Origin of the sequence: Sphingobacterium sp. SYP-B4668 (genome assembly GCF_027627455.1) — a bacterium.
Classification (GTDB): domain Bacteria; phylum Bacteroidota; class Bacteroidia; order Sphingobacteriales; family Sphingobacteriaceae; genus Sphingobacterium.
Genome location: NZ_CP115483.1, coordinates 4,164,597 through 4,177,338, shown reverse-complemented (window position 1 = coordinate 4,177,338; position 12,742 = coordinate 4,164,597). Strand labels below are relative to the sequence as shown.

Below are 12,742 nucleotides of genomic sequence, written 5' to 3'. Positions count from 1 at the left end.
GAGGAGATAAAGTCATGAGAAAATATATCAAAATAGTAGTGATTACACTGTCAGCTTGTGTTTTGACAGCGTGTAATAAAAGCTTGGACTTCGTACCTGAAGACTATTTTGCCGATGGAAACTATTGGCAAAATGAAACGCAGGTCAATAATTTTATGGTTGGTGTGCACAGCAACCTCAGAGCGCAGCAATTCATGTTATTTCGATTGGGTGAAATGCGCGGAGGTGGGCTTACCAATGCAGCGAGGATGGAAGTGTCACTCAGTGAATTAGGAGTTATAGAGCACAAAATGACAGAAGTGTCCCCTGGTATAGGGGCATGGGCTGGATTTATGAATAGCATTTTGCAAATCAATCTATTTATCAATAAAGTGGAGCCCCTATCTTTTTTGTCAACCGACAAAAAAGATATGCTATTAGGGCAAGCTTATGGGTTGCGAGCATATTACTATTTTCATTTGCTGAGAACCTATGGAGGAGTACCCTTGCGTCTTAGTCCAGATGCTTTAATAGGCAAGCCAGATGCTGTGAGCTTGCGCTTGGCAAGGTCGTCCGAGATGGATGTGTTAACGGCAATCAAAGCTGACATCGCTAAGTCATTGACACATTTCGGGACTAGTCAGGGAAGCAACAAAGCCTATTGGACCTTAAACGCTAGCCGTATGCTGAAAGGTGAAGTATTTCTTTGGTCAGCAAAAGTGTACGGCAATATAGAAGATCTAACCGAAGCCAAATCTGCACTAAATGCGGTAACAGGCTATAGTTTACTTTCAAATTTTGGAGATGTATTCAAACAAAAGAAAAATGCCGAGATTATCTTTACGCTCCCCTATGCATTTAATGAGGCTGAGTCTGCAAATGTGAGTCTATTCCTATATCCTGTTGCAAATTTTAATGGTATTTACTACAAAGATACGGTTGATGTAAATGCACCTAAACTAGTCGATCCCCTTAATATAGCCCAAGCGAGTGCCGGGGGTATCCAACGATATGCATACACCTATGAACTGTTTCAGTCTTATGGTATTCATGATCAGCGACGTAATGCAACATTTTATGATTTCTACGGGATAGATAGGACAGTAACGCCTAATAAGGTTACCATACGGAATACGGTGTTGACGAAGTTTATGGGAACTATCAACAATAACATTCGTAACTGGACGGATGACTGGCCAATATATCGCGAGGCTGACAGATTATTGATGTTGGCAGAAATTGCCAATGCAGAAGGGACCGATCCTGGCAGCTTCATACAACCTATTCGTAATCGAGCTTTCAATGGAGCTGACCCGGCTCCGTTTGTAAATGGGAGCAAAGACGCAAACGAGATTGCTATTTTTGAGGAAAGGATGAAGGAGTTCGTATGGGAGGGCAAGCGTTGGTACGACATACGTCGCATGAAGTTTGGAAGCGACCCATTGGTTTTTAAAACTTCTGGACATCCCTATGGTGTCTTAAATAAAGTATCTGAAGGGTACAAGGTTTTATGGCCGGTTGGTAGGGATGTATGGACGAATGATCCTTTGGTGGATCAGACTCCAGGCTACGAAACAACCAAACCCTAGAGGGGATTGGTTTGTTTCAGGATAGTAAATTGTGTTTAGAAAATTAAATAAAACTATATATGCTTAATCACAAAATTGAAGGTTTAATATCCGCACCCTTCACACCTTTTCATGCAAATGGTGAATTGAATTTGGAACTGATTCCCGAATATTATCAATCCTTGAAACGCAATGATGTCAAGGGCGCATTTATTTGTGGGTCTACTGGAGAGGGAGTTGCACTCACTTTTGACGAAAAAGTGAGTGTGTTGAAAGCTTGGACAAGCCTAACGAAAGACGATACAGAATTTGTGTTGATGATGTTTTTGGGCGGCACCAACGTAAAGGAATGTAGGGAATTAGCGATTATTGCAGAACAAGAGGGCGCAGACGCAATTTCATTTACCTCTCCCTTTTATTTTAAACCTGCGAATGTCACTCAATTGGCTAAGTGTTGTGCCGTCATTGCTGAGGCCGCTCCCAATACCGCATTCTATTACTACCATATTCCCGTATTAACTGGTGGTAATTACGCCATGCTTGATTTGCTTAAAGAAGTGGAATCCATAGTTCCCACATTCAAAGGGATTAAATATACCCATGAAGACTTTATGGATTTCTTGTCCTGCTTGAATTACAAGAATAAAAAGTATGATATGCTTTGGGGACGAGACGAAAATATGTTGTCTTCATTGGTCTTGGGAAGTAAGGGTGCTGTAGGAAGTACATACAATTATGCAGCTCCACTCTATCATGCACTAATTTCGGCTTTTGAGGCGGGAGATTTTGATAAAGCCAATGCATTACAACAAAAAGCAATTGATATGATCACCTTATTAGGTAAATACGGTGGTATCGCGACGGGCAAAGCCTATATGAAGTTAATTGAGCTAGATTGTGGAGAGTTTAGACTGCCCGTACGCAATATGGAAGCTGAGGCTTTTCAACAATTTCGGCAAGATGTTAAGGCCTTGGGATTTCAGAATTTCAATTCCACAACTTAAAGCACATCGTATGAAATCTCTCACACTACTTTCCAGCTTGATGGTATTTGCAATGGTCCCATTAATAAGTGAATCTCAGGAGCATAGTGCTGTCATCGACTGGTCCATTGGGCTCGAGTTGCCTCGTCAACAGGGAATGTCGCACAAAGGGTTGGCAGGTCCATTGGTAGGTGTTCAAGGTGATTTTTTGTGTATAGGAGGAGGAGCGAATTTTCCATTGCAGATGCCCTGGGAGGGGGGGAGCAAAGAGTATCATCGTGATTTCTTTATCTACAAACAACATGCAGGTCAAGTACAGTTTGTCCAAAGCTTGCTTTTGCCATTTTCTTGGGCATATGGTGCCAGTGTGAGCTCTTCAAATGGAATATTCATCCTTGGAGGCGAGAATGAAACAGGTTTATTGTCCTCCTGCTATATTTTGAAATATGACCCTGTTAGGAAAGCTCTCGAACTGCAAGAACTTCCGGCCCTTCCGTTTGCCATTACCAATGCCGGAGCCTCCATTGTGGGTGACTATCTGTATCTAGCGGGAGGTGAGCTACAAGAGGGGGTTTCTAAAGCATTATATGTTTTGAATCTTAAAAAGACAGCTCTAGGCTGGGGACATGTTGCTGATTTGCCTTATGAGGTGTCCCATCTTCAACTCCTTTCCGATCGTCATGCACTGTATTTAGTAGGCGGGCGCAAGAGAAACTTCGGCATGGTAAGCGACATTTATGATGGTCTTTGGAAATTCGATCTTAAGACGCACCAGTGGAAAGCTTTACAATCTATGCCTCAAAAATCGGCGGCAGGTACGGCTCTTTTGCTCTCTGACGGAGGTCTTTGGGTATTCAGCGGGGACGATGGGAGCACCTTTGGAAGAGTAGAGACCCTTCTTGCTTCCATATCCATGGAAGCAGATTCGGTCAAAAGAGCTGATTTAATCAGACAAAAAAATGTCATGCAGGAACAACATCCTGGTTTTGGGCAGCAAATATGGCGTTATGATTTCAAACGGAATGTCTGGGATAAAGCTGGCGAATTGCCCACTAAGGGGCCAGTTACCACTACCGCTGTACGATGGGGAAAACACGTTGTTATTCCAAGTGGAGAGATAAAAGCAGGTGTACGGACAGCAAAAATAATTTGTGGTCAACTTCAATAAGAATCACTAATCTATAAACTAAAGAAGATGATAAAGTCATTAAGTACAAAAAAATATTACCCTTGGGTCGTGGTTGCCCTCCTGTGGATTGTTGCATTGCTCAACTATTTGGATCGGCAGATGCTATCCACTATGCGTCCTGCGATGGAAATCGACATTGCAGAGCTCCGTATGGCGACTAATTTTGGATACTTAATGGCTATCTTTCTTTGGATTTATGGGCTGATGAGTCCCGTTGCAGGAGTGATTGCTGACAAGATTAGCCGTAAATGGTTGATCGTTGGTAGCTTGTTCGTTTGGTCGGCGGTTACCTTCGGAATGGGATTTGCCACTACCTATAATCAGCTCTATGTATTAAGAGCGATCATGGGCGTGAGTGAGGCACTTTATATTCCGGCAGGTCTGTCGCTCATAGCTGATTATCATTCGGATAAGACCAGGTCTTTGGCGGTAGGGATTCACATGACTGGGCTCTACTTTGGACAAGCTCTCGGTGGGTTTGGAGCCACGGTCGCCGCAAATTATTCCTGGCATTTGACTTTTAAAATTTTTGGACTCGTCGGCATCATTTATGCGTTTGTACTTGTTTTCACCTTCTTTGAGACACGTGGTCATACCAAAGCCATGACGGATACAGCCCCCGGAGTTCCGTTATGGAAAGGTTTCTCCGTATTGCTATCTAATATCTCTTTTTGGGTGATACTACTTTATTTTGCGGCCCCTAGTTTACCTGGATGGGCGACAAAAAATTGGCTTCCTACACTCTTTGCTGACAATCTCAATATACCCATGACCCAAGCAGGTCCCTTATCGACGGTGACTATTGCCATATCCTCCTTTTTAGGGGTGATTCTTGGGGGCATATTATCCGATAGATGGGTGCAAAAGAATAAAAGGGGCAGGATTTATACCAGTGCTATAGGACTAGGATTGACTATACCTGCCCTTTTTTTAATTGGCTATGGTAACCAAGTCTGGACCATCGTAGCCGCCGGCTTGACGTTTGGCTTTGGCTTTGGCATGTTCGATGCCAATAATATGCCCATCCTCTGCCAGTTTGTGTCTCCTAAGTACAGAGCCACGGCCTATGGAACCATGAATATGGTAGGCGTGATGGCCGGAGCGTATATTACAAGGGCTTTGGGTGCATCGGCAGACTCCGGCCGTTTGGGACGTGATTTTGCATTGCTGGCCATTGTTGTGTTTGTGGTGTTGATTATCCAATTGGCTGTTTTAAAACCTAGAGAACACGAAGCGGTTGAATAGCACATTACGATTCTTAGAGACGATGGAAAGCCTAGGATAGGCACAAAGACACGGGGATGGTTGGTTTGTCTACGAGGATAGAACATTCGCTAATCTGGAAAATGAAGCAGGCGTCCCTGTTTCCACTTTTAACTTTAATATAAAAGAATAATGTACGATACTAAGGAATTGGAAGCGTTAGCTTCTTTTTATAAAAATCAGCTTCTAAATGACACCGTGCCCTTTTGGTTTCCACGGTCATACGATACCGAATTTGGAGGGTATCTACTTATGCGTGACGCCGACGGCTCATTGATTGATACTGACAAAGCGGTGTGGATTCAAGGTCGGGCATGTTGGCTTTTAGCCACCTTATATAATACAGTAGCTCCTAATCCGGAGTGGCTTGAGGGCGCCCGATTGGGCTATGAATTCCTTCGTAACAAATGTTTTGATGCCAGTGGTAAAATGTACTTTCATGTAGATCGACAAGGTACCCCTATTCGCATGCGCCGATATTTCTTTTCGGAGACTTTTGCAGTAATTGCTTTTGCGGCTTATGCAAAGGCATCAGGAGACCAAGAGGCTGCTCGATTGGCTAGAGAAATCTTTGGTGTTTGTATGGAATATGCAAATGGATCGAGGACCATGACTTCCAAATTTGAAAACACACGTCCCAGTAAAGGTATTGGGATTCCCATGATTATGATCAATACTGCACAGCAATTACGTGAGACCATTGGAGATGAAAGATGTGATTCAGCTATACGACATTGGATAGCTGAAATTGAGCACAACTTTGTCAAGGATGATTTGCGTTGCGTGATGGAGCAAGTAGCATCTGATGGTAGTATTATCGATCATATAGACGGCAGGACACTCAATCCTGGACATGCCATCGAAGGTGCTTGGTTTATCCTGCATGAAGCAAGGTATCGCGGTAATGATTCTCATCTGATCGATTTGGGTTGCCGTATGTTGGATTATATGTGGGATAGGGGATGGGATCAAGAACACGGCGGAATATTGTATTTTAGAGACGTATTTGGTAAGCCAGTACAAGAATATTGGCAGGATATGAAGTTTTGGTGGCCTCAGAACGAAGCCATTATAGCCACACTTTTAGCTTATTTGATGACGGGTGACCAGAAATATGCCGAGCGGCATAAAATGATTCATGACTATGCATATACCCATTTCCATGATCCTGAACATGGCGAGTGGTTTGGCTATTTGCATCGAGATGGACAGCTTGCACAAACCGCCAAAGGCAACCTATTTAAAGGGCCTTTTCATCTACCAAGACAAGAATGGTACTGTTTACAAATATTAAATGAATTTTTAACAAACAACATATAGATATGAAGAACTCCATCTCAGCATTACTGGGACTTACCCTGCTAGCTACCAGTTTGACGGCACAAGAGACCATCGTTTTTAAATCAGGTGATGACGGTTACGCCAGTTACCGTATACCCGCAATAGTCAAGAATAAACAGGGTGAGCTATTAGCTTTTTCCGAAGGACGAGTCGATCATTCCGGTGACTATGGAAATGTGGATATCGTCTATAAAATTAGTGCGGACAATGGAAAGACATGGGGAAAGCTTCAAGTCGCTGCTGACTATGATAAATTGCAAGCTGGAAATGCTGCGCCGGTGGTTGATCTTTTAGATCCTCAGTATCCACAAGGACGTATCTTTCTGTTCTACAATACCGGCAATAACCATGAAGGAGAGGTGAGGAAAGGGAATGGACTCCGAGAGCTCTGGTATATCACCTCGACTGATGGAGGGAGGACTTGGTCCGAAGCGGTGAATATCACTACACAAGCGCATCGTCCAAAGCAGCCACAAATTAATGTCGAGTATAATTTTGAACAAGATTGGAGAGCTTATGCCAATACACCTGGACACGGTCTGCAATTTGATTCAGGTACTTATAAGGGACGTCTCTATATTCCTGCCAACCACTCTGCAGGTGTGCCCAAGTCAGCAGGGCGGGACTACTATGCACATGCATACTATTCAGATGATCACGGTAAGAGTTTCAAGCTAGCGGAGACCATCACTTTTGAAGGAGGCAATGAGACCATGGCTGCTCAGATATCCAAGGATGGACTGTATATGAATACCCGCAATCAACAGGGCAATGTCAGGAATCGTATTGTATCTTACTCCAGTGATGGAGGGGTGACATGGGATACTACTTTTTATGATAAAAATCTTCCCGATCCAGTCAATCAAGGCAGTACATTATCTTGGAAAGAAGGAAATAAATATATCCTGGCAGTATGCAATGCCGCCGATCAACAAGATAGGAACAATCTGACATTACGGGTTTCCAAAAATCAAGGCAAGGATTGGTATTTTAATAAAATTGTCGCCAAAGCACCTGAGGGATATAAGGGATCTTTTTCTGCCTATTCGGATATGGTGAAAATTGGTAAAAAGAAGATAGGTGTATTATACGAAAAAGATGATTATAAAGAGATTGTATTTGTTCCTGTAGCTTACAAGTAAGATGCATCTTTTAAAATATTTAAGCTATATTTTTCTTTTGGGTTTCAGTACTGTGGGGTATGCTCAATCTATCCCTGCGCTTATCCCGCTGCCTCAGGAAGTACAGTGGGGGCAAGAAAAAATCGATTTGAAGAATGGAGTACGAATTGTATCGTTACAACCAACATTGCAGCATGAAGTGAATGTCTTGGTCACCATCCTTCAAAGTCAGATGTTGCCGATTTCATCACTTCCCCATCAGCAATCGAGTGAGATAACTTTCACACTTCAACTTGATTCGTTAGATGAATATTACACCACCGAAGGAGCATATCGCTTAAAGGTACAAGGGGCTGCCATTCATTTGACGGCTGGTAGTGCTGTAGGCATATATTACGGTTTGCAGACCTTTAGGCAACTTTTTGATAGTGTAAGCTCGATACAGAGCTGTATGATTAGCGATAGCCCAGCCTATGCATGGCGTGGTTATTTGGTTGATGTAGGTCGGAATTATCAGTCGTTGGAGACGCTTAAAGAACAGATCGACGTCATGGCGAGCTATAAGATGAATATTTTTCACTTTCATTTTACAGAAGATATTGCTTGGCGTTTGGTCAGTAAGCAATACCCTGGACTCACCGAGGCTTCCAACATGCTGCGTTGGGCAGGTAAATATTATAGTGAGGCCGACTTTAAGAGCTTAATCGCCTATTGTGCGGAGCGGCATATTACGCTTGTACCTGAGATTGACATGCCAGGGCACAGTGGGGCATTCCGTCGGTATTTTAACGTCGATATGCAATCTCCACAAGGTATGACCTATGTTAAGGAGCTAGTTCGAGAGTTTGTCATGACTTACCCAGAGTTGTCCTATTTGCATATTGGCGGGGATGAGGTCAAGATCACCAATCAGCAGTTTCTGCCCGAGATGACTACCTTTATAGATAGTCTGGGCAAGCAGACACTCGGCTGGGAACCTGGAGGAAATTTAAGTTCACATACCATCCGTCAACTCTGGATGGGTGGCCCAAAGCCCATTACGACAGATTCAGTTCAACAGTTTATTGATTCCAAGCATTTATATATCAATCATATGGATCCCTTGGAGACTGTTACGACCCTGTTTCACAGGCGGATTGGTGAGCAGAGTCGAGGCAATATCAATCTATTGGGAGGTATCTTGTGCGCCTGGCCCGATCGGGCAGTGGCGAATGAACGCGATGTGTTCACTCAAAATGCCGTGTATCCCGGTTTATTGACATTTGCGGAGAGAAGTTGGCACGGCGGTGGGCTGGCTGGCTGGGTGTGCAATATGTATCCTGCCTCGCATCCTGCTGGTCAGGAATTTCGAGCTTTCGAAGAGCGGCTTCTCGCCCACAAGCGTTTGTATTTTCAGCATCTTCCCTTTCCTTATACTCGCCAAGCAGGTTTGCAGTGGAACTTCTATGGTCCATATGTCAACGAGGGGCATTTACAGCGTGTATTTGAACCCGAGCTCATTGGGTCTGATCTAAACTCGTTAAAAGCAAATTTTGTCGCAGATGGGGGAACGTTGATCCTCCGTCATTGGTGGGCCAATATCATAAAGGGTACTATTCCTAATCCTGAGCCCAATACAACTTGGTATGCTAGCACGCGTATCTGGAGTGATAGGGAAGAGGTACGACCTTTTTGGATTGGCTTTGATAACCTATCAAGATCTTACGCCAGTGATTCACCTGTTTTAGGTCAGTGGGATAATAGGTCTAGTCAGGTGTGGGTCAATCGACAATTAATAGTACCGCCAACGTGGCAACGAGCTGGAGCAAAAGGCGATTTAGAAATCCCCTTGGTTGATGAAGGCTATTCGTATAGATCACCCACCCAGATTATTCTCAAGAAAGGATGGAATGAAGTGCTGCTCAAGCTTCCTGTTGCCAGGTTTGAGGGAATGGATTGGCAGAATCCAGTAAAATGGATGTTTACTTTTGTTCCGCTTTAAGCAATATTGTAGGACTTATGGGACAAGGTCACAAAGCAATTATGCTCGATGGACATATATCACTATCTTTAAACTGTCCTCTCATGGATATAAAGCATATGAAGATAGCATTGACTACGATACTCGGTTTGATTGCCTTGTGGATGATTTACCTTGGCGTAAAAGCAGATCTATTACCTCCTGTATTGACAGGTTTAGGATTTCTTGTAATCGGTGCTTTATTGATGCTTCGTGCAAAGAAATAAAGGGGGGTGTCCTCTGTTTTTTGAAAAACAAAAGCAGAGGACATGCCCTTTTGTGCCCCTATCAAAGGGAGGTGCAAGACGTTTCCGCTATTCGATTTTTTTTCATTTCGATATTAAACTTCGACCACAAAAATACATCTTACTATGTAAACGGTCGCATATGAGAAAGATCTTTTTATTGATGCTGTTATGGTGTAGTTTGAGCGAGGTATTTGCCCAACAGGGCCGCGTTGAAACAGATATCTTCGGAAATTTGGATTATATTTCTAAGGATGGCAAATACACTGCCACACTCGAAAAGAATATTTTTGATGATTTAACTTTTACCGACAGCAAGAATAACGAAGTCGTTTACGAGAAGAAATACTTGGATCGTACCTATCCAGGTATTCGCCAAAATAAGAAAATGAAAACCGACATATTCTATGAATTGTTGCGTCAAAATAGAAAGTCCGAAGGCTACCGGGCCAAGTATCAAATTGATATTTTTAATAAGCTTATCATCGAAGATAATAGAGGATACAAATTGGAAGAGGGGAAAGATATTTTTGGGCATGATAGTTTTGAGGAGGAAATCAATGGAGAGAAAATTTCTGTAAAGCGAAATATACATGGCGATCTTGAATTCACCTCCGGCAAAGATAAGGCCTCTCTAAAGAAAGATATTTTTGATAAGTGGAGTTATGAGGATAGTATTGGCAATCGCTTTCAATTTGGTGAACGGACTTGGACCCGACTGCTTCGTAAATTTCGTACCGATGAAAATATCTTTAGAATCCTGATCGATCAATATTTTTTCTAAATAATCTCTATTTTAAGCACTTTTTTGACTTGTTATACCGTTATTGCGTTAATACGGTTGTTCCTCATGAACAAGTATTTTATTTTCATAGTGTTTGATAAGCAGATTGATTGTACTTGCAGAGTCGTACTCGCAATGTTCCATTTGTTCCTTTTCGAAGCTTTTTTTAAGTAAATGATTCCATCATATTGTTTCCAAATCTCGATCTCTCATCAAAAAAAAGTGAAAAATTGAGTAATCACGATTGAATTTGTATCTTGTTGAACTTTTATAAACGAGTACCAACAATAAACCTATTGCCCACAGGCGCCAAATAGTAAGTAATTCAATACGTTTCGATATGTCCATATTCCAAGAAAGTACAGACGAAGAATTAGTTTCTTTACTGAAAGAAGGAAATGAACATGCTTTTTCTATGATTTATCAAAGACATTGGAGGAGACTATTCGTGATAGCCAGTCAAAAGATAAATTCATTTGAGGAGGCCGAAGAAATTGTGCAAGATATATTTTTCAGCTTATGGACACGTCGTATGAATCTCGAAATTCAGGGTAATCTGTCCAACTATCTATCTGTATCTGTTAAGTATCGAGTTATTCGCGTACTTGATAAGCATTATCGGCATCGGAATTATCTCAATTCATTGGTCGATATGTCACTGGTAGATGATTCAACGCAAGAAAACCTGCTGTTTGAAGAATTGCGCGGACAGTTATCAAAATACGTAGCTGAGTTGCCTGAAAAATGTCGACTAGTCTTTCAGTTGAGTCGTGAACAAGGATATTCCCAAAAAGATATTGCCAAAGAATTGAATATTTCAGAGAAAACCGTAGAGACACATCTAGGTAAGGCTCGTAAATATTTGCGCTCTCGTCTGGCCCATTTCTTTCAAATTCTTTTATAAATTTTTTCAATTTGGACTAATGGATTTTTACACCTAGTGATACATAGATGTAAAGAGCCTCATTATGAAAGATCGATTTTACTACGAATACCTCGCCTCTAAATGGTTGGATGGCCGTATTACCCAACAGGAAAAGGATGAATTTTCGGCGTGGTATGCTTTGTTGAATCAAGAAGAATTGCAAGTACCTGCTTCTTTTGCGAAGAATGAGGAAGAATTGAGTCGACGTATGTTCGAGCACATTACCAAAAAGATCCATCCCGTACATCAGTTACCCCAACCAAGAAAAGTTTCCACTACTGTATGGGTAGGTCTTGCCGCATCACTTTTGCTCATTGCATTAATAAGCGCATTATGGAAATCTAGTTATTCAGCTAAAGAAAGTCTCCACGCACATTCTGTCGTACAGCCCGGAGGTCCCAAGGCTTTATTAACCCTTTCAAACGGTAGTATAATAGACTTGGATAGTATTGTCAACGGAAGTTTTGTTGAGGATGATGGCATCATCATAGAAAAAGATACCGATGGCCAACTGATTTATAGATTAGCTAGTGGCGGGACTGATGCAGCAACCTATGCATTCAATACAATCAGTACCCCTAGAGGAGGTGAGTACAAAATTGTTCTTCCCGATGGATCCCGCGTATGGCTCAATGCAGCATCGTCATTGCGCTACCCTTTGATATTTAATGCTGACCGTCGAGAAGTCGAGCTTCTAGAGGGAGAGGCTTATTTTGAGATAAATAAATCGATACGATCCAAAAAAAATATTCCGTTTATCGTCCATGCTCAGGAGCAAGAACTGGAGGTATTGGGTACGAGGTTTAATATCAACACCTATCTCCATACGCAAGTTTTTACCACTTTGCTTGAAGGATCGGTTAAGGCCGGCTTTAAACAGTCTACACAACGTCAATTTTTGAAGCCAGGACAGCAGTTGCATCTAAATGCACAGTCCAATACAACTTCTATTTCTGATGTATCCCTGGACCCCATATTGGCCTGGAAAGATGGATTATTCTACTTTGAAAATGCAAGTTTGGAAGTTGTTCTTGACGAATTTTCACGCTGGTATGATATTGATATCGAAATCAAAGATAAAACTAAAAAATACAATTTCTTTGGTAAGATACCACGTAACACCAATCTGTCTACCGCATTAGCCATATTAAGAACAACTGGCGTCGAGTATAAAATGGAAAAAAGAAAACTGATTATATACTAACCTAAATCAACATTATATGGAAGAAACAAAGAATATATAAGAAGGCTAAAAGGCCAGGTGTGCAGCAACACACCCGGCGTTGTCTTGGCCCATTTCCCTCTTTGTAAAAAGAGAGTTTTATCGAAGAATAAATTTATAAAC

11 protein-coding genes are annotated in these 12,742 nt (G+C 42.0%); all 11 read left to right on the top strand.

Annotated elements, in window-relative coordinates; genetic code table 11:
• Positions 1 to 14: 14 nt before the first annotated feature.
• The 11 genes from OQ289_RS17025 to OQ289_RS16975 all read left to right on the top strand — a co-directional run bounded on the left by OQ289_RS17025 (position 15) and on the right by OQ289_RS16975 (position 12,601).
• Complete coding sequence (locus OQ289_RS17025; protein WP_270088047.1) at positions 15 to 1,568, top strand: RagB/SusD family nutrient uptake outer membrane protein; 1,554 nt, start codon at positions 15 to 17, stop codon at positions 1,566 to 1,568.
• A gap of 59 nt (positions 1,569 to 1,627) precedes the next feature.
• A complete protein-coding gene (locus tag OQ289_RS17020) occupies positions 1,628 to 2,551 on the top strand; it encodes a dihydrodipicolinate synthase family protein (RefSeq protein WP_270088046.1) in 924 nt (307 codons plus the stop codon).
• A 10-nt stretch (positions 2,552 to 2,561) separates the two neighbouring features.
• A complete protein-coding gene (locus OQ289_RS17015) occupies positions 2,562 to 3,698 on the top strand; it encodes a kelch repeat-containing protein (protein WP_270088045.1) in 1,137 nt (378 codons plus the stop codon).
• Positions 3,699 to 3,725: 27 nt separating this feature from the next.
• Positions 3,726 to 4,964, top strand: a complete 1,239-nt coding sequence (locus OQ289_RS17010; protein ID WP_270088044.1) for an MFS transporter — start codon at positions 3,726 to 3,728, stop codon at positions 4,962 to 4,964.
• Between the two features lie 150 nt (positions 4,965 to 5,114).
• The gene (locus OQ289_RS17005) at positions 5,115 to 6,302 is read left to right on the top strand and encodes an AGE family epimerase/isomerase (RefSeq protein ID WP_270088043.1); all 1,188 of its coding nucleotides are present in this window, start codon (positions 5,115 to 5,117) and stop codon (positions 6,300 to 6,302) included.
• Between the two features lie 2 nt (positions 6,303 to 6,304).
• A complete protein-coding gene (locus tag OQ289_RS17000; RefSeq protein ID WP_270088042.1) occupies positions 6,305 to 7,465 on the top strand; it encodes a sialidase family protein in 1,161 nt (386 codons plus the stop codon).
• A 1-nt stretch (position 7,466) separates the two neighbouring features.
• Positions 7,467 to 9,425 carry a family 20 glycosylhydrolase gene (locus OQ289_RS16995; protein WP_270088041.1) on the top strand — a complete coding sequence of 653 codons (1,959 nt, stop codon included), beginning with the start codon at positions 7,467 to 7,469 and terminating at the stop codon, positions 9,423 to 9,425.
• A gap of 83 nt (positions 9,426 to 9,508) precedes the next feature.
• Positions 9,509 to 9,670: a hypothetical protein gene (locus OQ289_RS16990; RefSeq protein WP_270088040.1), complete on the top strand. Its 162-nt coding sequence runs from the start codon at positions 9,509 to 9,511 to the stop codon at positions 9,668 to 9,670.
• 160 nt (positions 9,671 to 9,830) lie between these two features.
• Positions 9,831 to 10,472, top strand: a complete 642-nt coding sequence (locus OQ289_RS16985; RefSeq protein WP_270088039.1) for a hypothetical protein — start codon at positions 9,831 to 9,833, stop codon at positions 10,470 to 10,472.
• Between the two features lie 340 nt (positions 10,473 to 10,812).
• A complete protein-coding gene (locus OQ289_RS16980; RefSeq protein WP_270088038.1) occupies positions 10,813 to 11,376 on the top strand; it encodes an RNA polymerase sigma-70 factor in 564 nt (187 codons plus the stop codon).
• A gap of 64 nt (positions 11,377 to 11,440) precedes the next feature.
• Positions 11,441 to 12,601: a FecR family protein gene (locus OQ289_RS16975; protein ID WP_270088037.1), complete on the top strand. Its 1,161-nt coding sequence runs from the start codon at positions 11,441 to 11,443 to the stop codon at positions 12,599 to 12,601.
• The last annotated feature ends 141 nt before the right edge of the window (positions 12,602 to 12,742 follow it).